Annotated in this window: 25 protein-coding genes; 19 read left to right on the top strand and 6 right to left on the bottom strand. The window is 60.5% G+C overall.

The window, feature by feature from the left end; genetic code table 11:
* Positions 1–119 precede the first annotated feature (119 nt).
* Positions 120–359, top strand: a complete 240-nt coding sequence (locus DYL61_RS17345) for a DUF1161 domain-containing protein (RefSeq protein ID WP_105695817.1) — start codon at positions 120–122, stop codon at positions 357–359.
* Here the strand turns inward: DYL61_RS17345 and DYL61_RS17340 are convergent, their stop codons facing one another.
* Positions 360–782 carry a PA0061/PA0062 family lipoprotein gene (locus DYL61_RS17340; protein WP_135309339.1) on the bottom strand — a complete coding sequence of 141 codons (423 nt, stop codon included), beginning with the start codon at positions 780–782 and terminating at the stop codon, positions 360–362.
* A 109-nt stretch (positions 783–891) separates the two neighbouring features.
* On the opposite strand from DYL61_RS17340, the gene DYL61_RS17335 reads away from it, so the two are divergent.
* Complete coding sequence (locus tag DYL61_RS17335) at positions 892–1935, top strand: aminopeptidase (RefSeq protein ID WP_135309338.1); 1044 nt, start codon at positions 892–894, stop codon at positions 1933–1935.
* Between the two features lie 65 nt (positions 1936–2000).
* Here the strand turns inward: DYL61_RS17335 and DYL61_RS17330 are convergent, their stop codons facing one another.
* Both DYL61_RS17330 and DYL61_RS17325 read right to left on the bottom strand, forming a co-directional pair.
* A complete protein-coding gene (locus DYL61_RS17330; RefSeq protein ID WP_135309337.1) occupies positions 2001–2660 on the bottom strand; it encodes an HAD family hydrolase in 660 nt (219 codons plus the stop codon).
* A complete protein-coding gene (locus DYL61_RS17325; RefSeq protein WP_099550173.1) occupies positions 2657–3199 on the bottom strand; it encodes a gamma carbonic anhydrase family protein in 543 nt (180 codons plus the stop codon). The genes DYL61_RS17330 and DYL61_RS17325 overlap by 4 nt, the downstream gene beginning before the upstream one ends.
* A 102-nt stretch (positions 3200–3301) precedes the next feature.
* Between DYL61_RS17325 and prlC the strand changes: the two genes are divergently transcribed.
* Together prlC and DYL61_RS17315 are read left to right on the top strand one after the other, a co-directional pair.
* Positions 3302–5353 carry an oligopeptidase A gene (prlC, locus tag DYL61_RS17320; RefSeq protein ID WP_135309336.1) on the top strand — a complete coding sequence of 684 codons (2052 nt, stop codon included), beginning with the start codon at positions 3302–3304 and terminating at the stop codon, positions 5351–5353.
* Complete coding sequence (locus DYL61_RS17315) at positions 5350–5622, top strand: YheV family putative zinc ribbon protein (protein ID WP_065902760.1); 273 nt, start codon at positions 5350–5352, stop codon at positions 5620–5622. Before prlC ends, DYL61_RS17315 begins: the two co-directional genes overlap by 4 nt.
* A gap of 25 nt (positions 5623–5647) precedes the next feature.
* On the opposite strand, the gene DYL61_RS17310 is transcribed toward DYL61_RS17315, so the two are convergent.
* Entirely contained in the window at positions 5648–6328 is a 681-nt protein-coding gene (locus tag DYL61_RS17310) for a dual specificity protein phosphatase family protein (RefSeq protein ID WP_135309335.1), read from the bottom strand.
* A 239-nt stretch (positions 6329–6567) separates the two neighbouring features.
* Here DYL61_RS17310 and DYL61_RS17305 point away from each other — a divergent pair, with 239 nt between their 5' ends.
* From DYL61_RS17305 to DYL61_RS17280, 6 genes are all read left to right on the top strand, one after another.
* Positions 6568–7320 carry a gluconate 2-dehydrogenase subunit 3 family protein gene (locus DYL61_RS17305; protein WP_135309334.1) on the top strand — a complete coding sequence of 251 codons (753 nt, stop codon included), beginning with the start codon at positions 6568–6570 and terminating at the stop codon, positions 7318–7320.
* A gap of 2 nt (positions 7321–7322) precedes the next feature.
* Positions 7323–9107 (top strand): GMC family oxidoreductase, encoded by a 1785-nt coding sequence (locus DYL61_RS17300; RefSeq protein ID WP_135309333.1) that lies wholly within the window; start codon positions 7323–7325, stop codon positions 9105–9107.
* Between the two features lie 12 nt (positions 9108–9119).
* Positions 9120–10370: a cytochrome c gene (locus tag DYL61_RS17295; RefSeq protein ID WP_135309332.1), complete on the top strand. Its 1251-nt coding sequence runs from the start codon at positions 9120–9122 to the stop codon at positions 10368–10370.
* A gap of 81 nt (positions 10371–10451) precedes the next feature.
* Positions 10452–11510 carry a PA0069 family radical SAM protein gene (locus DYL61_RS17290; RefSeq protein WP_135309331.1) on the top strand — a complete coding sequence of 353 codons (1059 nt, stop codon included), beginning with the start codon at positions 10452–10454 and terminating at the stop codon, positions 11508–11510.
* A gap of 225 nt (positions 11511–11735) precedes the next feature.
* Entirely contained in the window at positions 11736–12467 is a 732-nt protein-coding gene (locus DYL61_RS17285; RefSeq protein WP_105695807.1) for a carbonic anhydrase, read from the top strand.
* Positions 12468–12552: 85 nt separating this feature from the next.
* Positions 12553–14088, top strand: a complete 1536-nt coding sequence (locus DYL61_RS17280; RefSeq protein WP_135309330.1) for a SulP family inorganic anion transporter — start codon at positions 12553–12555, stop codon at positions 14086–14088.
* Positions 14089–14218: 130 nt separating this feature from the next.
* Here DYL61_RS17280 and DYL61_RS17275 read toward each other — a convergent pair whose 3' ends face one another.
* Positions 14219–14866, bottom strand: coding sequence for a hypothetical protein (locus tag DYL61_RS17275; protein ID WP_135309329.1), 648 nt, complete (start codon positions 14864–14866; stop codon positions 14219–14221).
* 367 nt (positions 14867–15233) lie between these two features.
* Here DYL61_RS17275 and coxB point away from each other — a divergent pair, with 367 nt between their 5' ends.
* From coxB to DYL61_RS17255, 4 genes are all read left to right on the top strand, one after another.
* Entirely contained in the window at positions 15234–16361 is a 1128-nt protein-coding gene (gene coxB / locus DYL61_RS17270; protein ID WP_135309328.1) for a cytochrome c oxidase subunit II, read from the top strand.
* Between the two features lie 58 nt (positions 16362–16419).
* On the top strand, positions 16420–18006 hold the full coding sequence (gene ctaD / locus DYL61_RS17265; protein ID WP_016969522.1) for a cytochrome c oxidase subunit I: 1587 nt from the start codon (positions 16420–16422) through the stop codon (positions 18004–18006).
* 154 nt (positions 18007–18160) lie between these two features.
* Positions 18161–18712, top strand: a complete 552-nt coding sequence (locus DYL61_RS17260; protein ID WP_135309327.1) for a cytochrome c oxidase assembly protein — start codon at positions 18161–18163, stop codon at positions 18710–18712.
* Positions 18713–18747: 35 nt separating this feature from the next.
* Positions 18748–19635 (top strand): cytochrome c oxidase subunit 3, encoded by an 888-nt coding sequence (locus DYL61_RS17255; RefSeq protein WP_135309326.1) that lies wholly within the window; start codon positions 18748–18750, stop codon positions 19633–19635.
* Between the two features lie 6 nt (positions 19636–19641).
* Here the strand turns inward: DYL61_RS17255 and DYL61_RS17250 are convergent, their stop codons facing one another.
* Positions 19642–19845, bottom strand: coding sequence for a twin transmembrane helix small protein (locus DYL61_RS17250; protein WP_135309325.1), 204 nt, complete (start codon positions 19843–19845; stop codon positions 19642–19644).
* A gap of 39 nt (positions 19846–19884) precedes the next feature.
* Between DYL61_RS17250 and DYL61_RS17245 the strand changes: the two genes are divergently transcribed.
* The 5 genes from DYL61_RS17245 to DYL61_RS17225 are packed head-to-tail and all read left to right on the top strand — an operon-like array spanning position 19885 to position 23811.
* Positions 19885–20652: an SURF1 family protein gene (locus DYL61_RS17245; protein WP_135309324.1), complete on the top strand. Its 768-nt coding sequence runs from the start codon at positions 19885–19887 to the stop codon at positions 20650–20652.
* Complete coding sequence (locus DYL61_RS17240; RefSeq protein WP_135309323.1) at positions 20618–21202, top strand: hypothetical protein; 585 nt, start codon at positions 20618–20620, stop codon at positions 21200–21202. The genes DYL61_RS17245 and DYL61_RS17240 overlap by 35 nt, the downstream gene beginning before the upstream one ends.
* A gap of 10 nt (positions 21203–21212) precedes the next feature.
* The gene (locus DYL61_RS17235) at positions 21213–22292 is read left to right on the top strand and encodes a COX15/CtaA family protein (protein WP_135309322.1); all 1080 of its coding nucleotides are present in this window, start codon (positions 21213–21215) and stop codon (positions 22290–22292) included.
* Positions 22280–23179: a heme o synthase gene (gene cyoE / locus DYL61_RS17230; protein WP_135309321.1), complete on the top strand. Its 900-nt coding sequence runs from the start codon at positions 22280–22282 to the stop codon at positions 23177–23179. The genes DYL61_RS17235 and cyoE overlap by 13 nt, the downstream gene beginning before the upstream one ends.
* Entirely contained in the window at positions 23176–23811 is a 636-nt protein-coding gene (locus DYL61_RS17225; RefSeq protein WP_135309320.1) for an SCO family protein, read from the top strand. Before cyoE ends, DYL61_RS17225 begins: the two co-directional genes overlap by 4 nt.
* Positions 23812–23920: the final 109 nt, after the last annotated feature.

Here is a 23920-nt window from a genome sequence, read left to right as displayed (position 1 = left end):
AAGCCCCCTCCCCCATTTGGTTTTGTGTTAGATCAGAACTCGCCTCTACAAACTGTGGTCGAATAGCCATTACTGCCTAGGCGCACACCCGTGCGCAGTGCATTCAGGGAGCTTCACTCATGAAACGTTTTGCCTTGGCGATCATTTGCGGTGTGTTGGCCACGTCGGCCGTGGCCGCGCCAAAAGATTGTGAAGAGCTTAGAAAGGAAATCGAGGTCAAGATCCAGGCTAACGCGGTACCGTCCTACACCTTGGAAGTCGTCAGCAAGGAAGAGGCCGAGAAGCACGACGTAGCCATGGTCGTCGGCAGTTGTGAGAACGGCACCAAGGCCATCATCTATCAGAGAAACAACGACTGATCACAGGCAGTTGACGCTGCGCTCTTCGGCCAGCAATTGGCGGGCGGCGTTGTATAGCCTGATGTTCGGTGTATAGGCCAATGAGCGCCCTTCCAGGCGATAACGTTGGCCAGCCTCGAAGTGATCGTACTCAAGCGTGATAAAGCACGTTCGGTCGCTGGTTTGCCCAAACCCGCTGAAACTTCCGCCGGTGGGCACCTCAAAGTCAAAACGCACCATCAATTCATGACGGCCCGGTGGGACTTGGAAAAAGCGCCCGTCATTGAGGTTTTTGCCGTCCAGACGCTGGGCCATGACCAATTTGGCGCCCGGTGTCGGGGTGGCGAAATCGACCCAGGCCTGCTGCGGGTCTACCGGCGGCAGCGGCGTCGAGGTACAGGCGCTGAGAAACAGGACGGCGATGGGAAGCAAGCACTGGCGCATGGCGGACACTCGACGCAAGGAATACCTTGAGTATAAACAGGTCCTGCCGTGGAAAAGTCCCGCACAGGCGCGATAGTCTGGCGAGCCAATTACCCAGGAGCCGTCGGGCATGGTCAGGCGTTTTCTTCCAGCGTTGATGGTGGTGCTGCTCAGCGGCTGTTCCAGCGTCAGTTACTACAGCCAATTGGCCAGCGGCCAGTGGCAATTGTTGCGGGCGCGGGAGCCGGTTGCCGAGGTCATTGCCGATGCTTCTCGTCCCCAGCTGTTGCGGGACCATCTGGTGCAATCGCAAAAAGCGCGCACCTTTGCCAGCGAACACCTGCACCTGCCTGACAATCAGAGTTACCGCTTGTACGCTGATATTGGCCGGCCCTATGTGGTCTGGAATGTGTTCGCGACGACGGAATTTTCCCTTTCTCCCGAAACCCATTGCTTCCCCATCGCCGGCTGCGTGGCCTATCGCGGCTATTACAACCAGGGCGCGGCACGTGGCGAGGCGGCGCTGTTGAAGCAACAGGGCATGGACGTGTCGATTGGCGGCGTCGAGGCCTACTCCACTTTGGGTTGGTTCAACGACCCGATCATGAACTCGATGATGAACTGGGGTGACGAGCGCCTGGCCACGTTGATTTTTCATGAGCTGGCCCACCAGCGCTTCTATGTGAAGGATGACACCGAGTTCAACGAGTCCTACGCCAACTTCGTCGAGCAGGAAGGCACGCGCCAATGGCGTGCGGCGCGGGGGTTGGCGCCGCTCAGCCTGTCTGCGGTGAAGCAGCGTGACGAGTTCACGCAGTTGGTTCTCGATACTCGCCAGCGCCTGGAAAAGCTGTATGCCCAACCCCTGTCCGCCGATGTGATGCGACGCGCCAAGGCCGTGGAATTTGAGCGTTTGCGCAGTGACTATCGTGTGCTGCGGGATAGCCGATGGGCCGGGGATAAACGTTATGACGTGTGGATCAACCAGCCAATGAACAATGCGCGGTTGTTGCCGTTTGGGCTGTATGACCAGTGGGTGCCGGCGTTTGCGGCATTGTTTGCTCAGGTAGGTGGGGATTGGGTGAAGTTTTATGCAGCGGTGGAGAAGATGGGGGGGTTGCCAGTGGAGGAGCGCAGGGCGGCGTTGAGGCAGCTGGAGGTGGGTGGGCTTTAGGGCCTCATCGGGGGCAAGCCCCCTCCCACATTTCTGTGGGAGGGGGCTTGCCCCCGATGGCATCCTCAAGAACGCCGCAAAAACGCCTGATGCATCTCATCCAGCGTCTCAAAATGCCAGGTCGGCGCCTCGGCATTCAGCTCTTCAAAACTGCCGAACCCATACCCCACCGCCGCCGAGTCCAGCCCATTGCTGCGTGCGCCGATCAGGTCGTGCTTGCGGTCACCAATCATCAAGGTGCTGGTTGGGTCCAGGCCCTCTTCGCTCATTAAATGAGCAATCAGCTCGACCTTGTTGGTGCGCGTCCCGTCCAGCTCGCTGCCGTAGATCACCTTGAAGTGCTTGGCAAAATCAAAGTGCCGGGCGATCTCGCGGGCGAACACCCACGGCTTCGACGTGGCGACATACAGCTGACGGCCTTGGCTGCTCAAGTCTTCAAGCAACGGCATCACGCCATCAAACACACGGTTTTCATACAGCCCGGTGACCTTGAAGCGCTCACGGTAAAAATTCACCGCTTCCCAGGCTTTGGCCTCATCGAAGTCGTAGAACTGCATGAACGCTTGCAACAGCGGCGGGCCGATAAAGTGTTCAAGTTTGGTCAGGTCCGGCTCGTCGATCCCCAGTTTGCCGAGGGCGTACTGGATCGAGCGGGTGATGCCCTCGCGCGGGTCGGTGAGGGTGCCATCCAGGTCGAACAGGACGGTTGAGTAATGCAGGGTCATTGATCGAATCCTTCAGCCAGGTGCAGGTCTTTGAGCTTCACGTAGTTCGCCGCGCTGTAGGTGAAAAAGGCGCGTTCCTTGTCAGTCAGTGGGCGGATCTGTTTAACCGGGCTGCCCACGTACAAGAAGCCGCTTTCCAGCTTTTTACCCGGCGGCACCAGGCTGCCGGCGCCGATGATCACGTCGTCTTCCACCACCGCGCCGTCCATCACGATACTGCCCATGCCGATCAGGATGCGGTTGCCCACCGTGCAGCCATGCAGCATGACCTTGTGGGCGATGGTCACGTCGTCGCCGATCAGCAGCGGGAACCCATCCGGGTTGAAGGGGCCCGCGTGGGTAATGTGCAGCACACAGCCATCCTGCACGCTGGTGCGCGCACCGATGCGGATGCGGTGCATGTCGCCGCGAATGACGGTCAGCGGCCAGACCGAGCTGTCGGTGCCGATTTCGACGTCGCCGATCACCACCGCCGAAATATCGACAAAAGCCCCGGCGCCCAGGGTTGGCGTGTGGTTCTGATAGGTGCGAAGGGTCACGATAGCCTCTCTCTCTTCTGCTGATAGCTGCGGTGGGCGTTGATTGTAATTAAGATGGCCCCATCTTTGTTCTTACATGTTTCTTCAGCCAAGGTGCCAACCGTGAGCGCGAACAACCCTCTTCTGCAGTCCTACGACCTGCCGCCGTTCTCGGCGATCCGTGCCGAGCACGTCCAGCCGGCCATTGAACAGATCCTCGCCGACAACCGCGTGGCCATCGAAGGCATCCTGCAAAGCCAGGGAAAAAATCCGACGTGGGCTGGCCTGGTGCTGGCCATGGACGAACTGAATGATCGCCTGGGCGCCGCCTGGAGCCCGGTCAGCCACCTCAACGCCGTGTGTAACAGCGCCGAGCTGCGCGAAGCCTACGAAGGCTGCCTGCCCGCATTGAGCGCCTACTCCACCGAGATGGGCCAGAACCGTGAACTGTTCCAGGCCTTCGAAGCCCTGGCCAACAGCCCGGAAGCCGCCAGTTTCGACGTGGCGCAGAAAACCATCCTGGAACATTCCCTGCGCGACTTCCGCCTGTCGGGTATCGACTTGCCGCCCGAGCAGCAAAAACGCTACGCCGAAGTGCAGAGCAAACTCTCTGAGTTGGGCAGCAAGTTCTCCAACCAACTGCTGGACGCCACCCAGGCCTGGACCAAGCACGTCACCGATGAAGCCACCCTCGCCGGCCTGACCGACTCGGCCAAGGCGCAAATGGCCGCCGCTGCGCAGGCCAAGGGCCTCGACGGCTGGCTGATCACCCTGGAATTCCCCAGCTACTACGCGGTGATGACTTACGCCCACGACCGCGCCCTGCGCGAAGAAGTCTACGCGGCGTACTGCACCCGTGCGTCGGACCAAGGCCCGAATGCCGGTCAGAACGATAACGGCCCGGTGATGGAGCAGATCCTCGACCTGCGTCAGGAACTGGCCAAGCTGTTGGGCTACGCCTCGTTCTCCGAATTGAGCCTGGCCACCAAGATGGCCGAATCCAGCGACCAGGTACTGAGCTTCCTGCGTGACCTGGCCAAGCGCAGCAAACCGTTTGCCGCTCAGGACCTGCAACAGCTCAAGGCTTACGCGGCCGAACAAGGCTGCGCCGACCTGCAAAGCTGGGACAGCGGTTTCTACGGCGAAAAACTGCGCGAGCAGCGCTACAGCGTGTCCCAGGAAGCCCTGCGCGCCTACTTCCCTATCGATAAAGTGCTGGGCGGCCTGTTTGCCATCGTGCAACGTCTGTACGGCATCGAGATTGCCGAACAAAAAGGCTTCGACACCTGGCACCCGGATGTCCGCTTGTTTGAAATCAAGGAAAACGGCCAGCACGTTGGCCGCTTCTTCTTCGACCTGTACGCCCGCGCCAACAAGCGTGGCGGTGCCTGGATGGACGGCGCGCGCGACCGTCGCCGCACGATTGATGGCGTGTTGCAAAGCCCGGTGGCCAACCTGGTGTGTAACTTCACCCCGGCCGACAGCGGCAAGCCTGCCCTGCTGACCCACGATGAAGTCACCACCCTGTTCCACGAATTCGGCCACGGCCTGCATCACCTGTTGACCCGCGTTGAACACGCCGGTGTCTCCGGCATCAACGGCGTAGCCTGGGATGCGGTGGAATTGCCGAGCCAGTTCATGGAGAACTGGTGCTGGGAGCCCGAAGGCCTGGCGCTGATCTCCGGTCACTATGAAACCGGTGAACCGCTGCCCCAGGACCTGCTGGAAAAAATGCTCGCGGCGAAAAACTTCCAGTCCGGCCTGATGATGGTGCGCCAGTTGGAGTTCTCGCTGTTCGACTTTGAATTGCACGCCACCCACGGTGATGGCCGCAGCGTGGCCCAGGTGCTGGAAGGCGTTCGCGATGAAGTCTCGGTGATGCGTCCGCCGGCCTACAACCGCTTCCCTAACAGCTTTGCGCATATCTTTGCGGGCGGGTACGCGGCGGGTTACTACAGCTACAAGTGGGCCGAAGTGTTGTCGGCAGATGCCTTCTCCAAGTTCGAAGAAGACGGCGTGCTGAACGCCGAGACGGGCCGTGCCTTCCGCGAGGCGATCCTGGCCCGTGGCGGTTCCCAGGAGCCGATGGTGCTGTTCGTCGATTTCCGCGGACGTGCGCCGTCGATTGACGCACTCTTGCGCCACAGCGGCCTGAGTGAGGACGCGGCAGCATGAGTGAAGGGCCTGTGATTACCAAAAAGCAATTTATCGCCGGGGCGGTCTGCCCGGCGTGCAGCGAGCCGGACAAGTTGAAGATGTGGACCGAAGACAACGTGCCACACCGTGAGTGTGTGGCCTGCGGTTACACCGATACGTTGAATGACCAAGGCCTGTCGGTGCCCAAGGAATTGGGCACGCGGGTCAATACTTCAGCGTTGAAAGCGCCGGACCCGAAAGTGCAGGCGGTGCAGTTCTTTCCGAATCCCAAGCTGAAAAAAGACTGATCCAGTTACCCCCTGGGGTCACACCTCAGGGGGTAATCACCAACGCGGTTTTTTCTTCTACCGCGTCATCCTTGGCTGGGTTCAGCCAGCTTTTCATCGAGCACAGTGCAAACGCACTGGTGCTGCAATCGCCATTCGCCAAAGCTATGCGCAACTTGTCGATATCGGCCTTCATCATGTAGCGAACGCCGTCCTTGAAGCCATTGCTGGTGCCAAAGCCGCCCAAGGTCATTTCGTTCAGCGCATCCTCTTTGCTCCACCCTTGAATCACCACGCGGTACATCGCCGCCATCAGGCCGGTGCGGTCCGAGCCGTGTTTGCAGTGCATCAGCACAGGGCCGTTGGCTTCGGCTTGCTGGATGGCGCGCAATGCGGCCAGCACGTCGGAATCGTCGACATGATTGGTGCGATAGGACAGCTGTACCTGTTTGATATCCGAAGACTTCAGCCAGTTGGCGTCCGATTCCGGCAGGAAATTGATCACGGTGCCGATCTTGAGCTTTTCCAATGTCGGCACCGCGCCACTGTCTGGTAACGCGCTGCGATACAGCGTGGGCGTCATCTGGTGCAGATTGAATTGGTTGCCGACCGGCTGGGCCCATTCGGGTGAGCGCAGTGACGGGCTGTCGTCTGCCTGGACGTGGACGGTGGTGAACACTGCCATGAGCGCCAGGCCGAGGGCAGGCAGCAATCGAATCTTGAACATGCGCATGGTGACCGAATAGGGAAAGGGCTGATGGGCCGCAGGTTCGCCTAAGAGGGATCAACGCCGTGTGAGGTACTCGTCAAAGAATCGTGAATCATCCGGGCTGATCGGCGGTTTTTGCCGCTGAAGCGGTTCATCTCGATGCTTAGGCTGCTATCATTTGTAACTATTGTTTGCCAGATTCACGCTGCTCCCAGAAGCGGCTGAACCAATCCGTGACCACATGATGAGGTGCACCCATGTCTGATCAAGATCAAGACAACCCCCGGCGTGACTTTTTACGCAAATCCTTGACCTTGATCCCGGTGGTCACGGTTGCCAGCACGGGCCTGGGCGGCTCGATGTTGATGGCCACGCCCGAGCCGGCGCAGGCTGCTCCGGCACAGGCGCCGGTTAGCGAAAAGCCGTATGAGCCGAGCTATTTCACTGCCGAAGAATGGGCGTTTATCAACGCCGCCGTCGCGCAGTTGATTCCCGCCGATGCCCAAGGCCCTGGCGCCCTGGAAGCGGGCGCGCCGGAATACATTGACCGTCAGATGAACACCCCGTACGCCAGTGGCGCGCTGTGGTTCATGCAAGGGCCGTTCAACGCTGACGCCGCGCCGGAAATGGGTTGGCAGTCCAAGTTGGTCCCCAAGGAGATCTATCGCCTGGGCATTGCTGCCACGGATGCCTGGTCGAAGGCGTTCAACGGCAAAGTCTTTGCTGCGCAAGACAGCGCTACCCGAGACGATATGTTGCGTCGCCTGGAGGCGGGCGGCAGTGAAGTGGCTGCCCATTTCGAGGCGGTGCCACCGAAGATGTTCTTCAACCTGCTGCTGCAAAACACCAAGGAAGGCTTCTTCTGCGACCCCATCCACGGTGGCAACAAAGGCATGGTCGGCTGGACCATGATCGGCTTCCCCGGCGCCCGCGCCGACTTCATGGACTGGGTTGAACGCAACGAGCAATACCCCTTCCCGGCAGTTTCCATTCGCGGCGAGAGGGCATAAACGTGGCGACCATCATGAAGAAAGTAGACGCGGTGATTGTAGGCTTCGGCTGGACCGGCGCGATCATGGCCAAGGAGCTGACCGAAGCGGGCCTCAACGTGGTAGCGCTGGAGCGCGGCCCGATGCAGGACACCTACCCGGACGGCAACTATCCCCAGGTCATTGATGAATTGACCTACAGCGTGCGTAAAAAACTCTTCCAGGACATTTCCAAGGAGACGGTGACCATTCGCCATAGCGTGAATGACGTTGCCCTGCCCAACCGTCAATTGGGTGCGTTCCTGCCCGGTAATGGTGTGGGCGGCGCTGGCCTGCACTGGTCAGGCGTGCATTTCCGGGTCGACCCGATTGAGCTGCGCATGCGCAGCCATTACGAAGAGCGTTACGGCAAAAACTTCATCCCCAAGGACATGACCATCCAGGACTTCGGCGTCAGCTACGAAGAGCTGGAACCGTTTTTCGACTACGCGGAGAAAGTCTTCGGCACCTCCGGCCAAGCCTGGACGGTCAAGGGCCAGTTGGTCGGCGAAGGCCGTGGTGGCAACCCTTATGCGCCGGATCGCTCCAACCCTTTCCCGCTGGAGGCGCAGAAAAACACCGTCTCCGCACAGCTGTTTCAGAAAGCGGCCAGTGATGTCGGTTACAAACCCTACAACCTGCCGTCGGCCAATACCTCGGGGCCTTATACCAACCCCTACGGCGCGCAGATGGGCCCGTGCAACTTCTGCGGTTTTTGCAGCGGCTACGTTTGCTACATGTACTCCAAGGCCTCGCCGAACGTGAACATTTTGCCGGCGCTACGCCAGGTGCCGAACTTTGAGCTGCGGCCCAATTCCCACGTGCTCAAGGTCAATCTCGACAGCACCAAGAGCAAAGCCACCGGCGTGACCTATATCGACGCCCAGGGCCGCGAATGCGAACAGCCAGCGGACCTGGTGATTCTTGGCGCGTTCCAGTTTCACAACGTGCGTCTGATGCTGCTGTCGGGCATCGGCAAGCCTTACGACCCAATCACCAATGAAGGCGTGGTCGGCAGGAACTTCGCCTACCAGAACATGGCCACCATCAAGGCCTTCTTCGACAAGGACACCCACACCAACAACTTCATCGGCGCGGGCGGCAACGGCGTGGCCATCGATGACTTCAACGCGGATAACTTCGACCACGGGCCCCACGGTTTTGTGGGCGGTTCGCCGATGTGGGTCAACCAGGCGGGCAGTCGGCCGATTGCCGGCACCTCCAACCCACCGGGCACCCCGGCCTGGGGCAGCGCGTGGAAGCGCGCCACTGCCGATTACTACACCCACCAGGTGTCGATGGATGCCCACGGTGCCCATCAATCCTACCGGGGCAACTACCTCGATCTGGACCCGGTGTACCGCGATGCCTACGGCCTGCCGCTGCTGCGGATGACATTCGACTGGCAAGAAAACGACATCAAGATGAACCGCTTCATGGTCGAGAAAATGGGCAAGGTGGCCGAGGCGATGAACCCGAAGGCCATTGCCGTGCTCGGCAAAAAGGTCGGTGAACACTTCAACACCGCGTCGTACCAGACCACCCACCTCAACGGTGGCGCGATCATGGGCACCGACCCGAAAACCAGTGCGTTGAACCGTTACCTGCAGTGCTGGGATGTGCACAACGTGTTTGTTCCGGGCGCGTCCGCTTTCCCACAAGGTTTGGGGTACAACCCTACCGGCCTGGTGGCGGCGCTGACCTATTGGTCGGCGCGGGCGATCCGTGAGCAGTACCTGAAAAACCCCGGCCCACTGGTTCAGGCATAAGGAGCGATGACCATGAAAGCATTCGTTATCGCCTCCCTGGCGTTGTTCAGCAGTTGTTCTGTCAGCGCTGCCGACACCGACCTGATCAAGCAGGGCGAATACCTGGCTCGCGCCGGTGACTGCGTGGCCTGCCACACCGCCAAGGGCGGCAAGCCTTTTGCCGGCGGCCTGCCGATGGAAACCCCCATCGGCGTGATCTATTCCACCAACATCACCCCGGACAAGACCGGCCTGGGCGACTACAGCTTCGAAGACTTCGACAAGGCCGTGCGCCATGGCGTCGCCAAGAGCGGTAGTACGCTTTACCCGGCGATGCCCTATCCGTCTTACGCACGCGTCAGCGACAGCGACATGCAGGCGTTGTACGCGTACTTCATGAAGGGTGTGGAGCCCGTCGCGCAAGAGAACAAGGACAGCGATATTCCGTGGCCCTTGAGCATGCGCTGGCCGCTGGCGGCATGGCGTTGGATGTTTGCGCCGACAGTCGAGCAACCTCAGGTTCAAGCTGCTGCCGATCCGGTGGTGAGCCGTGGCGCTTATCTGGTCGAAGGCCTTGGCCACTGCGGCGCGTGCCACACACCTCGGGCCCTGACCATGCAGGAAAAGGCCCTGAGCGCCACGGATGGCAGCGCGTTCCTGTCTGGCAGTGCGCCGCTGGAAGGTTGGATCGCCAAAAGCCTGCGGGGCGATCACAAGGATGGCTTGGGTAGTTGGAGCGAAGAGCAACTGGTGCAATTTCTCAAGACCGGCCGCAGTGACCGCAGCGCGGTGTTTGGTGGCATGAGTGATGTTGTCGTCCACAGCATGCAGTACATGTCGGAAGATGACCTGACCGCTATCGCCCGTTACCTCAAGACCCTGCCGGCGGTGGATCCGCAGGACCAGCCGCATCAGTACGACAAGCAAGTCGCCGACGCCTTGTGGAAAGGTGACGACAGCAAGCCGGGTGCCTCGGTGTATATCGACAACTGCGCTGCCTGCCACCGCACTGACGGCCACGGTTATACCCGTGTGTTCCCGGCGCTGGCGGGCAATCCGGTGTTGCAGACGGCGGATGCTACGTCGTTGATCAACATTGTGTTGAAGGGCGGTACATTGCCGGCCACTCATACGGCGCCGTCTACGTTCACCATGCCGGCGTTCGCCTGGCGCCTGTCGGACCAGGAAGTGGCGGATGTGGTGAGTTTCGTCCGTGGCAGTTGGGGCAATAAGGGCGCGCCGGTCAAGGCCAGCGATGTAGCAAACCTGCGAGAAAAGCACTGATCCCGTCCTGACCGCCAAACGGCACTGGTCAGAAGCCTTGCGCCTCGATACTGTATATAAAAACAGTATCGAGGCGCTTTCATGTCTACTCCGCTGCCGCCCCGTGGCCGGGGCACCGCCACCAACCTGCACAACCGCTTTGCGCCTACGGTCAGCGTGGCCGAGGATGACGGCTGGTTCCAGGAAGTGCCGCCGACCCAGGGCACCGAAGTGCGGATCGAAACGGCCAAGACCATCATCACCCGCAACAACTCACCGGACTTGCCGTTCGACCGTTCGATCAACCCCTATCGTGGCTGTGAGCATGGGTGCATCTACTGTTATGCGCGGCCCAGCCATGCCTATTGGGACATGTCGCCGGGGCTGGATTTCGAAACCAAATTGATCGCCAAGAGCAATGCCGCCGACGTGCTGGAACAGCAACTGTCGAAGCCCGGTTATGTGTGCGCGCCGATCAACCTGGGTTCCAATACCGACCCGTATCAGCCCATCGAGCGTGAATACACGATCACCCGGCAAACCCTGGAGGTGCTGCTGCGCTATCGGCACCCGGTGACCATCATCACCAAGGGTTCGCTGATATTGCGCGATCTTGACCTGCTCACGGCGTTGGCACGTCAGCGACTGGTCGCTGTGATGATCAGCCTTACCAGCCTGGACGACGAACTCAAGCGCATCCTAGAGCCGCGTACGGCGGCTCCCAAGGCGCGATTGCGGGCCATTCGGGTGATGCGCGAGGCCGGAATCCCCGTGGGCGTGCTGTGTTCGCCAATGATCCCGATGATCAACGACAGCGAGCTGGAAAGCCTGCTCACCGAAGCTCACGCGGCGGGCGCGCAGAGTGCGGCGTACATGATGCTGCGCCTGCCGCTGGAGGTGGCGCCGCTATTTGAAGAATGGCTGGCGGCGCATTACCCGCAGCGCGCGGCCCATGTGATGAGCCTGGTCCGCCAGGTGCGTGGCGGCGAGGTGTATGACAGCCGCTTCGGCGTGCGCATGCGCGGTGAGGGGCCGTTCGCCGATCTGCTCGCCCAGCGGTTCAGCAAGGCGATCAAGCGCCTGGGGCTGAACCGGCGAGAGGGGTTCAATCTGGATTGCACCGCGTTTTGTCCGCCGGGCAGACAGATGGCTTTGTTGTAGACTGATAGGAAGAATGCACTCTTCCTGTAGGAATGGTCGCGTTTTGACATCACTGAAACCCGCGATCTAGAGCGGTTCATTCAGTTTGAGTTAAGTTTCGGCGGTTACCTTGTTCAGCGAGTGACTGATGAGTCGGCGGCCTGCCCTGTGGCGTTTACAACTATTCCACTGGCCTGGCGTCGAACTGACCTGAATACTCCCCTGCATTAATCAAGAGGATGAATCATGAGTGACAAGGATAAACAGCCGTTGGCTGCGTCGGCTTCTGCCTCTCCGGTGGCGGAAACCGCCGATGCAGCGCTGCAGCATATTGTTGACGGCTTTTTGCATTTCCATCACGACGTCTTCCCCCAGCAGGAAGAACTCTTCAAGAAACTCGCCACGGCCCAGAGCCCGCGCGCGATGTTCATTACCTGCGCCGACTCGCGCATCGTGCCCGAGCTGATCACCCAAAGCTCCCCTGGCGACCTGTTCGTGACGCGTAACGTCGGCAACGTGGTGCCGCCTTACGGCCAGATGAACGGCGGTGTTTCCACGGCGATCGAATACGCGGTGCTGGCGCTGGGCGTGCAGCACATCATCGTCTGCGGGCACTCTGATTGCGGCGCCATGCGCGCAGTGCTCAACCCCGACAGCCTGGAGAAAATGCCGACGGTCAAGGCCTGGCTGCGGCATGCCGAGGTCGCCAAGACCATGGTCCATGACAACTGCGACTGCGCCAATGAAGGCGAGAGCATGAAGCTGTTGACCGAAGAGAACGTCATCGCCCAGTTGCAGCATTTGCGCACCCACCCTTCCGTGGCCTCGCGCATGGCCAATGGTCATTTGTTTATCCACGGTTGGATCTACAACATCGAGACCAGCGAAATCCGCGCCTTCGACGCGGACCAATCGGCGTTCCGACCGTTGAACGGCGAAGGCCCGATTCCTTCCGCGACGCCTAAAGCGCGCTTCTAAAACACTTCCCTGCCGGGTAAAGCGGTGGCTGCCATGGATGCAGCCAGGCTTTGCCGCGCCCGGCGAATGCCTCGGGAGAGTCATCATGCGTGCTGCTCAATTGAAAGCTGTATTGCCACGGGAGCTGCTCGCCTCGGTGGTTGTGTTCCTGGTTGCCTTGCCCTTGTGCATGGGGATCGCGATTGCGTCCGGCATGCCGCCAGCCAAGGGCCTGATCACTGGGATCATTGGCGGGCTGGTGGTGGGTTGGCTGGCGGGGTCGCCGCTGCAAGTCAGCGGTCCGGCTGCGGGCCTGGCGGTGTTGGTGTTCGAACTGGTGCGCCAGCACGGGATGTTGATGCTTGGGCCGATCCTGCTGCTGGCGGGCTTTCTGCAACTGGTGGCCGGGCGTTTGCGTCTGGGCTGCTGGTTTCGCGTCACGGCGCCGGCGGTGGTGTACGGCATGTTGGCGGGGATCGGCGTACTGATTGTGCTGTCGCAGATCCATGTGATGCTCGATGGCGCGCCGAAGCCGTCCGGGCTGGATAACCTGGCGGGCTTCCCGGCGGCCGTCGCGCAAGCCATACCGAGTCTGGGCTGGCAGGCCGGCTTGCTTGGGCTGTCGACCATGTTGGTGATGTACCTGTGGGACAAACTTCGGCCGAAAACCCTGCGCTTTGTGCCCGGTGCGTTGTTGGGCGTGGGTTTGACCACCGGCGTCAGCTTACTGCTCGCTTTGCAGGTCAAGCGCGTGGAGGTCCCGGAAAACCTTGCCGACGCCATCGACTGGTTGCGTCCCAGCGACCTGCTGAACCTGGCCGATCCGCAAATCTTGATTGCCGCTTTTGCCGTGGCGTTTATCGCCAGTGCCGAAACGCTGCTCTCCGCAGCCGCGGTAGATCGCATGCACAGCGGCCAGCGTTCGGATTTTGACAAGGAATTGTCCGCGCAAGGTGTGGGCAACATGCTCTGCGGTCTGGTCGGCGCGTTGCCGATGACCGGCGTGATCGTACGCAGTTCGGCCAACGTGCAGGCTGGGGCCACCACGCGATTTTCGGCGATGTTCCATGGTCTGTGGCTGCTGGCGTTCGTGCTGTTGTTGTCGAGTGTGCTGCAAAGCATTCCGGTCGCGAGCCTGGCGGGTGTGCTGGTGTATACCGGGATCAAGCTGGTGGACGTCAAGGCGTTCAAGGCCTTGGGTCGATATGGGCGGATGCCGATGTTCACCTACGCGGCCACTGCGTTGGCGATCATCTTTACCGACCTGCTGACCGGTGTGTTGGTGGGCTTTGGATTGACGTTGGTGAAGCTGGCGTTCAAGGCGTCGCGTTTGAAAATCAGCCTGATCGACCTGCCTCAGGACGGCGAGATGGAGCTGCGCCTGAGCGGTGCGGCGACCTTCCTGAAAGTACCGGCGTTGACCCAGGTGTTATCGACAGTGCCCGAGGGGACCACGATGCATGTGCCGTTGAATAACCTGAGTTACATCGACCATTCGTGCCTGGAGTTGTTGGAGGAATGGGGGCGGGCTAATGCGGCGAAGGGTTCGACGCTGGTGATTGAGGCGCGGGGGTTGAAGCGTCGGTTGGAAGGACGGGTGCGTACTACGACAGGGATAGGCTCCGCGGCACCGGTCAACTGACGAAACCGGATGAAAAATGTGGGAGGGGGCTTGCCCCCGATAGCGGTGGATCAGTTGGATTTACTTTGACTGACACACTGCTATCGGGGGCAAGCCCCCTCCCACATGTGGTATTCACCAGCCTTGAAAATCAGGCAGGTTGATCCAGTGCCAGCTCAACCCCCAGCTGGCGCGACAGGCATGGCCAGCGTTTCCACGCGGCTTCCGTGTCCGGGCTCTTGAGGGTTTCACGGTAGGCTTCGACCGACTCCAGCGCAAAGCTGTCTTCGTTGAGCATTTCATCCACCGCCAAATGCACGGCTTCATCCAACTGGTTGGCAAATGCTTCGCCAATCAACTGGTGGGCTATCAAGTTGGCCACGGTGGTGTCCGCCGGAATCAACGGCTGACCAAAGTGCTTGATATACAGATCGTTTACTTCTTCCACCAGTCGATGAGCCAGGTAGGCCTCGTCCAACAGGCCGTCGAGTCCTTCATGCCCAGCCAAAATGGCAGGCGGTTGCAGGAAGAAATGCTCGGCGATTTTCAGCACCGGCTTGATCTGGCTTTCGATGCCGGCCTCGCGGGCCACGTCGTTGGCGGCGTCCAGCAGGTCCGGGACGAGGTCGATGTAGGCAGTGACGAAGCGGGTCATCACGATGTTGCGGTCACCGTCAGCCAATGAAATGGCCGAATGCAGGTGCGGCAATTGGGTTTCCAATTGCTGGGCCAGTTGGCCCGTGCTGGCTTCGTGTTGATGGGCACGGGAAATCTGCTCGCGCAATGCGGCGGTGTTCATGAAGGCTCCAGTGATGCAGGCGTAGGAAAAGGGAGAGGATAAGGTAGCTCGTTTATACGAGGCCCTAAGACGCATTTGTCATAATTATTTCATGGTTATGCGCCGCTGTTATATCGAATTGCCATCGTTCGTCGGATAAACGATTCCGCGCCCGGTTTTATTGGCTCCGCCCGTCCGTTTTTGCTGATTTGTCCCTACACATTGCGGGGTTGCAGAGCCTGTCTATACTCGGATTTGTACGCAATTAGCTGATGACGCCAGACTGCATAAGCAGGTGAGGCTAAGCGGTTGTAAGCAGTATGGAAGCCGCTCCCTTCGACGCAGGTGCAAACCGGCGGGATAACAAGAACGATAAGGGGAACCCGCAATGACGCGACATCCACACGTTTGGATGGGCCTACTGTTGTGGTCGGTATTCGGTCAGGCGCACGCCGCCTGGACAACGAATATGGCGCCAGGGGCTACAGAAGTCAGTCACGCCGTGTTTGACCTGCACATGACCATTTTCTGGATCTGTGTGGTCATCGGCATCATTGTGTTTGGCGCGATGTTCTGGTCGATGATCCTGCACCGCCGGTCCACGGGCCAGGTGGCGGCGAAGTTCCACGAGAGCACTACCGTGGAAATCCTCTGGACCGTAGTGCCTTTGCTGATCCTCATTGCGATGGCCATTCCCGCGACCAAGACCCTGATCAACATCTACGACAGCAGTGAGTCGGATATCGATATCCAGGTCACCGGCTATCAGTGGAAGTGGCATTACAAATACCTGGGCCAGGATGTGGAGTTCTTCAGCAACCTGGCCACGCCTGCCGAGCAGATTCATAACCAGGCCTCCAAGGGCGAGCATTACCTGTTGGAAGTCGACCAGCCGCTGGTGCTGCCCGTTGGGGCCAAGGTGCGCTTTCTGGTGACGGCTGCCGACGTGATCCACTCTTGGTGGGTGCCGGCCTTTGCGGTCAAGCGCGATGCCATTCCCGGTTTCGTCAACGAGGCCTGGACCCGCGTCGAGAAGCCCGGCATCTACCGTGGCCAATGCGCCGAGCTGTGCGGCAAGGACCACGGTTTCATGCCGATTGTGGTCGAGGTCAAGTCCAAGGCTGACTACGACACCTGGCTCGGCGAGCGCAAGGAAGAAGCGGCCAAGCTCAAGGAACTGACCTCCAAAGAGTGGACGCTGGAAGAACTGGTGGCCCGGGGCGACAAGGTCTACCACACCACCTGTGTGGCCTGTCACCAGGCTGAGGGCCAGGGCCTGCCGCCGATGTTCCCGGCGCTCAAGGGCTCACCGATTGCCACCGGGCCCAAGGAAGACCACCTGCACCGCGTGTATTTCGGCAAGCCCGGCACCGCGATGGCGGCGTTCGGCAAGCAACTGTCGGAGGTGGATATCGCCGCCGTGGTGACCTACGAGCGTAACGCCTGGGGCAACAACAAAGGCGACATGGTCACGCCCAAAGACGTGTTGGCCATCAAGCAGGCGGAAAGCAAATGACCTCTTTCAAGGCGTTTAACTCGACCCGCCCCGCCCACCCGCTTGCAGGAGAACGGCCATGAGCACTGTGATCGATGACCATGGTCACGCCGACCATGCCCACGGCCCCGCCAAGGGACTGATGCGCTGGGTGCTGACCACCAACCACAAAGATATCGGCACGATGTACCTGTGGTTTGCCTTCACCATGTTCTTGCTCGGCGGCTCGTTCGCCATGGTGATTCGTGCCGAGTTGTTCCAGCCCGGTTTGCAGATCGTCGAACCGGCTTTCTTTAACCAGATGACCACCATGCATGGGTTGATCATGGTGTTCGGCGCGGTGATGCCGGCGTTCGTCGGGCTGGCCAACTGGATGATCCCGTTGATGATCGGCGCGCCGGACATGGCCCTGCCGCGCATGAACAACTTCAGCTTCTGGCTGCTGCCGGCAGCGTTCCTGCTACTGGTCTCGACCCTGTTCACCCCGGGCGGCGGGCCGAATTTCGGCTGGACCTTCTACGCGCCGCTCTCCACCACCTACGCGCCGGAAAGCGTGACGTTTTTTATCTTCGCGATTCACCTGATGGGCATCAGTTCGATCATGGGCGCGATCAACGTGGTCGCCACCATCCTCAACCTGCGCGCACCCGGCATGACCTTGATGAAAATGCCGCTGTTCGTGTGGACCTGGCTGATTACGGCGTTCCTGTTGATCGCAGTGATGCCGGTGCTGGCGGGTTGCGTGACCATGATGCTGATGGATATTCACTTCGGCACCAGCTTTTTCAGCGCGGCCGGCGGCGGTGATCCGGTGTTGTTCCAGCATGTGTTCTGGTTCTTCGGTCACCCTGAGGTGTACATCATGATCCTGCCGGCGTTCGGCGCCGTCAGCTCGATCATCCCGACCTTCTCGCGCAAGCCCTTGTTCGGCTACACCTCGATGGTCTACGCCACGGCGAGCATCGCGTTCCTGTCGTTCATCGTGTGGGCGCACCACATGTTCGTGGTGGGCATTCCGTTGGTGGGCGAGCTGTTCTTTATGTACGCCACGTTGCTGATCGCCGTGCCCACCGGGGTGAAGGTGTTCAACTGGGTCAGCACCATGTGGCAAGGCTCGCTGACCTTTGAGACACCGATGTTGTTCGCGGTGGCCTTCGTGATTTTGTTCACCATCGGCGGCTTCTCCGGGTTGATGCTGGCGATTGCCCCGGCGGACTTCCAGTACCACGACACCTACTTCGTGGTGGCGCATTTCCATTACGTACTGGTGCCCGGTGCGATCTTCGGCATCTTCGCCTCGGCCTACTACTGGCTGCCGAAATGGACCGGCCACATGTACGACGAAACCCTGGGCAAACTGCACTTCTGGCTGTCTTTCGTGGGGATGAACATGGCGTTCTTCCCGATGCACTTTGTGGGGTTGGCCGGCATGCCGCGCCGGGTGCCGGACTACAACCTGCAGTTCGCCGACTTCAACATGGTCTCGTCGATTGGCGCGTTCATGTTTGGCGCTACGCAGATCTTCTTCCTGTTTATCGTGATCAAGTGCATCCGTGGCGGCCCGCCGGCACCGGCCAAACCGTGGGATGGGGCTGAAGGGCTGGAGTGGAGCATTCCTTCGCCGGCGCCGTATCACACCTTCACTACGCCGCCGGAGGTCAAATGAACAGGCCACCACACATCCCCTGTGGGAGGGGGCTTGCCCCCGATGGCGGTGTGTCAGCCGACATCATCATTGGCTGTGAGTCAGCTATCGGGGGCAAGTCGAATCGTCGCACCGCCCGCTCCCACATTGACCGCGTTCGACTTGGGTGATCGTTATGGCTGACTCCGTACCCCTCAACCGCCTCGTCACCCGCCTGCTGATCCTGGTCGTGGCCATGTTCGCCTTCGGCTTCGCCCTGGTGCCGATCTACGACGTGATGTGCAAGGCGTTCGGCATCAACGGCAAGACCGCCGGGCAGTACGAAGGCGAGCAAACCGTTGACCCTTCGCGCCAGGTGCGGGTGCAGTTTTTGTCCACCAACGCCATCGACATGGTCTGGGAGTTTCACTCCAAAGCCGACGAAGTGGTGGTCAACCCAGGCGCGGTCACCGAGATGCTCTTCGTCGCCTACAACCCCACCGACAAGCCCATGACCGCCCAGGCGGTGCCGAGTATTTCCCCGGCTGAAGCGGCGATGTACTTCCATAAAACCGAATGTTTTTGCTTCACCCAGCAAGTGTTGCAACCCGGCCAGCGTATCGAGATGCCTGTGCGCTTCATCGTCGACCGGGCGATGCCCAAGGATGTGAAGCATTTGACCCTGGCGTACACGCTGTTTGATATCACTGCGCGCCAACCGCCGGTGGCCGTCCACAGCGGCGGCTAGCTACTGTTTGGCCCCTCAATCAGGAGAGCGAATACATGTCGTCTCATGATACGTACTACGTACCAGCGCAAAGCAAATGGCCAATAATTGCTACGTTTGGCCTGTTGATCACGGTGTACGGCCTGGCCGTGTGGTTCAACGACCTCAAGGCGGCGCGCCCGGAATCCCACGGGCCGTGGATCTTTTTCGTCGGGGGCCTGTTGCTGGCCTACATGTTGTTCGGCTGGTTCGGTGCGGTGATCAAGGAAAGCCGCGCCGGTTTGTACAGCCCGCAGATGGACCGCTCGTTCCGCTGGGGCATGACCTGGTTCATCTTTTCCGAAGTGATGTTCTTTATCGCATTCTTTGGTGCGCTTTTTTATGTCCGCCACATGTCAGGTCCGTGGCTGGGCGGCGAAGGGCACAAGGGCATCGCGCACATGCTGTGGCCGAACTTCGAGTTCACCTGGCCGTTGCTCAATAACCCGGACCCCAAGCTGTACCCGGCGCCGGAAGGCACTATCAGCCCGTGGGGCTTGCCGCTGATCAACACGATTCTGCTGGTCAGCTCCAGCGTGACCATCACCATTGCCCACCATGCGTTGCGCAAAGGCCATCGCGGCGCGCTGAAAATCTGGTTGGCGCTGACGGTCTTGCTGGGTTGGGCGTTCCTGGGTTTCCAGGCTGAGGAATATATCCACGCCTACAAAGAGCTGGGCCTCACCTTGGGCTCGGGCGTATACGGCGCGACGTTCTTCATGCTCACCGGCTTCCACGGCGCCCACGTGACCATTGGCACGATCATTTTGTTCGTGATGCTGATGCGCATCCAGCGCGGGCATTTCAATGCCGAGCACCAGTTCGGTTTTGAGGCGGCCAGCTGGTATTGGCACTTTGTGGATGTGGTGTGGATCGGGCTGTTTTTCTTCGTTTACGTGCTGTGAGGCGGGTTACCACGGCGCATGGGATACCAGTTGGCCGCTGAAAAAGCCCCAGGCGATCAGCGCCAGGGTGATCACGGCCAGAACCACACGCACGGTCAGGGCGTTGACGAGGCGATTGGAGTTGCCCTCGTCCTTGACCAGAAAGAACAAGCCACTGAATAGGCTCACCACGGTCGCGATCAGCATCAGGGCAATGGCGGCTTTGAGCATGGTCTGGCTCCACGGGGCTTTTATGGGAAAGGCGAGGCAATGAAAACAAGTATAGCCAGCGCCGCACAACGCTTTCGCCCAGGGCTCGCACCGACACTGGTGGTGTTGCTGCTGTTGCCGTTGATGGTTGGGTTGGGCTTTTGGCAGCTGTCACGCGGCCATGAAAAACAGCTGCTGGTGGACAGCTATGCCGAGCGGCGCCTGGCTGAGCCGGTCAGCAGTGTGCAGCTCGCTGAGATGGCTGATCCGGCCTTTCGCCGCGTGCGGCTACGCGGGCAATTCGATGTCGAGCACAGCGTGTTGCTCGACAACCGCATGCGCAACGGCAAGGCCGGCGTTGAGCTGCTGCAACCCTTTCACGACCAGGCCAGCGGCCAATGGCTGTTACTCAATCGCGGTTGGCTGCCTTGGCCGGACCGCCGCACCCCGCCGGTCTTCACCACGCCTGAACAGCCCTTGAATCTCGACGCCTGGGTCTACGTCGCCCCCGGCGAAACCTTCCAGCTGCATGCCGACCCGGCCACCGCGCAATGGCCGCGCCTGCTCACGGCCCTGCATCCCGCGGCTCTGTGGGCCGAACTGGGCCGCAGCGGCTTTACCTACGAGCTGCGCGCCGAGCCCGGCCTTGGCACGTACGACACCGACTGGGCCGTGGTCGCCATGGGCCCGGAAAAACACTTGGGGTATGCCGTGCAGTGGTTCGCCATGGCGTCGGCGTTGCTCGCGCTTTACCTCTACCTCGGATGGCACACCACAAAAAAGGAGAAGCCCCATGGGAGCGGCCATGAATCCACTCAACGTGTCTGAGCTGCCGAGCCGGCGCAAAGGTCGTTGGCAACTGATCCTGATCCTGATGATGGTGATCGGCCCGATGGCGCTGGCCACCTTTATGTACAAGCTGCAATTCTGGGTGCCGGACAGCCGCAGTTATCACGGCGAGATGATCGGCAATGGCCAGACCCGCGCCGATATCGGCGTGCAGTCCGACGAGGATCGCTGGCAACTGCTGGTGACCGCCCCCACCGCCTGCGCCGCCGATTGCCAGCAGTTGGTGTACCTGGCGCGCCAGCTGCAAATCAGCCTGGGCCGCGATGCTTCTCGCGCCCGTCATGCCCTGGCCAGCGCCCAGCCTGTGAGTGCCGAGTACGAAGCCAAACTCAAGGTCGAGTACCCGCAACTGCAACGCTACCCGCTGGACCTGACGACCTTCACCAAAGACGCCGCCGCGCCGGGTGATGCACAGCTGTGGATCGTCGACCCCCACGGCAACCTGGTGCTGCGCTACGACGCCAAGGTCAAGGGTAAGGACTTGCTCAACGACCTGCGCCTGCTGCTGAAACTGTCGAACATCGGATAAGGGCATCGTCATGGCCAAACCTGGATTTCGCCTCGCGTTGTTTGCCACCTTGCTGGCGCTGATCGTCGTGCTGCTGGGCGCCTACACCCGCCTGACCCACGCCGGCCTGGGCTGCCCCGACTGGCCGGGATGCTACGGCTTTATCAGCGTGCCCCAGAGCGAAGCCCAGTTGGCCCATGCCGAGCTGCATTTTCCCGATACCCCCGTGGAGGCGGACAAGGGTTGGGCAGAGATGACGCACCGCTACTTCGCCGGCACCTTGGGTCTGTTGATCGTGATGCTCGCCGCGCGTTCGTGGAGCCATCGGCGTGATCCGGGCCAGCCGGTGAAACTGCCGCTGTTTGTGTTGGTGGTGGTGTTTGCCCAGGCAGCATTTGGCATGTGGACGGTGACATTGAAGCTGTGGCCTCAGGTTGTAACGGGCCATCTACTCGGCGGCTTTGCCACCTTGAGCCTGCTGTTTCTGCTGACGCTACGCTTGTCCGGCGTGTTGCCCGCGTTGATTGTGCCCAAGCGCCTGCAATATTGGGCGACGGCAGGGTTGGTGTTGGTGATCGGGCAGATTGCGCTGGGGGGCTGGGTGAGTTCCAACTATGCGGCAGTGGCCTGTATCGATTTGCCGACCTGCCATGGCGAGTGGTGGCCGGCGGCGGATTTTGCCAATGGGTTTCACCTCACCCAGCATATCGGTCCGAATTACCTCGGCGGGCAGTTGGACAGCGAGGCGCGCACGGCGATTCATCTGACCCATCGTGTGGGCGCCGTGGTGGTCTCGCTGGTGCTGCTGGGCCTTGCCTGGCAACTCAAGGTGGTGGGCATGACGCGCCTGGCGGGCTTGCTGCTGATCGCCCTGGCGGCACAAATCTGCCTGGGCCTGAGCAATGTCTATTTCCATCTGCCACTGCCGGTGGCCGTGGCCCATAACGCGGGCGGCGCGGCGTTGCTATTGACCTTGGTGCTGGTCAACTACCACGCCCGCACCAGCCTGGTCCGCGTGCGTAACCAACTGCCGTTCGGCTGGCGCTTTATCCCGCGTAAACATGTATCGGGCCTGATCACCCTTAAAGGAGAAATGCCATGGCGACCTTGATCGGCGCCCGCCACGGCCGAGCACTGTGGCGCGACTACCTGGAGCTGACCAAGCCGAAAGTGGTGGTGCTGATGCTCATCACCTCCCTGGTGGGAATGTTCCTGGCGACCCGCGCCGGAGTGCCCTGGACGGTGTTGGTGTTCGGCAACCTGGGGATTGCCCTGTGTGCCGGTGGCGCGGCGGCCGTGAACCATGTGGTGGACCGGCGCATCGATGCGGTGATGGCGCGTACGCACAAGCGGCCATTGGCTGAGGGGCGTGTGTCGCCCCTGGCAGCGTTGGCGTTTGCTGTGTTTCTGGCGGTGGCGGGGCTGGCCCTGCTGCTGGCGTTCACCAACCCCTTGGCGGCATGGCTCACGTTGGCTTCATTGCTGGGTTACGCGGTGATCTACACCGGTTTTCTAAAGCGTGCGACGCCGCAGAATATCGTCATCGGCGGCCTGGCCGGTGCGGCCCCGCCGTTGCTGGGCTGGGTCGCGGTCACCGGGCATGCCAGCGCTGAACCGCTGTTGCTGGTGTTGATCATCTTCGCTTGGACCCCGCCGCACTTTTGGGCGCTGGCGATTCATCGCAAGGAGGAATACGCCAAGGCCGATATCCCCATGCTGCCGGTCACCCACGGCGAGCACTACACCAAGGTGCATATCCTGCTCTACACCTTCGCCCTGCTGGCGGTGAGCCTGATGCCCTATGTCATCCATATGAGCGGCCTGCTCTACCTGGCGTGCGCGCTGGTATTGGGCGCGCGCTTTCTGCAATGGGCCTGGGTGTTGTACCGTGGCGCTCAGCCGCACGCGGCGATCAACACCTTCAAGTACTCTATCTGGTACTTGCTGCTGCTGTTTATTGCCCTGCTCGTAGACCATTACCTATTGTTGAACCTATGACCCGAACCCAAAAAACCGTCTTTATCCTGGTGGCCATCGTCGCGTTGATCATGGGCCTGACCGTCAACAAAGTGCTCAATGGCAAAGGCCAGGGCGACCCGACCGCGCTGATCGACGCCGGTATCATCCTGCTGCCGCAGAGCCGTCAACTGCCGCCGGTGAGCATGACCAACCAGGACGGCCAGCCCGTGCTGGTCAACGAGCTGAAAGGCAAGTGGAGCCTGCTGTTCTTTGGCTACACCTTCTGCCCGGACATCTGCCCGACCACCCTCGCCCAGCTGCGCCAGATCAAGAGCGAGCTGCCCAAGGATGTTGTGGATAAGTTGCAGGTGGTCCTGGTCAGCGTCGACCCGCATCGCGATACGCCGACCCAGCTCAAGCAGTATTTGGGCTACTTCGATCCGCAGTTTGTCGGCCTGACCGGGGCGAATGTGGAGGAGGTGCAGAAGGTGTCGAATGCGGTGAGCATTCCGTTTATTCCGGCGGACACCAGCAAGCCGAACTACACCGTGGACCACAGCGGCAACCTGGCGGTGATCGGGCCGGATGGGACGCAGCGAGGGTTTATTCGGGCGCCGTTGAATAATCAGAAGTTGGTGGCGCAGTTGCCAGGGTTGCTGAACCGCAATTAACAGACAACACAAAACAAATGTGGGAGGGGGCTTGCCCCCGATTGCTGAGTGTCAGTCACTGCATCTAGTGGCTGACCCACTGCTATCGGGGGCAAGCCCCCTCTCACAT

This window comes from Pseudomonas nabeulensis, assembly GCF_004682045.1.
Lineage (GTDB): Bacteria > Pseudomonadota > Gammaproteobacteria > Pseudomonadales > Pseudomonadaceae > Aquipseudomonas > Aquipseudomonas nabeulensis.
Note: the sequence above shows the minus strand (reverse complement) of the source record. Positions and strands in the feature narration are given on the sequence as shown.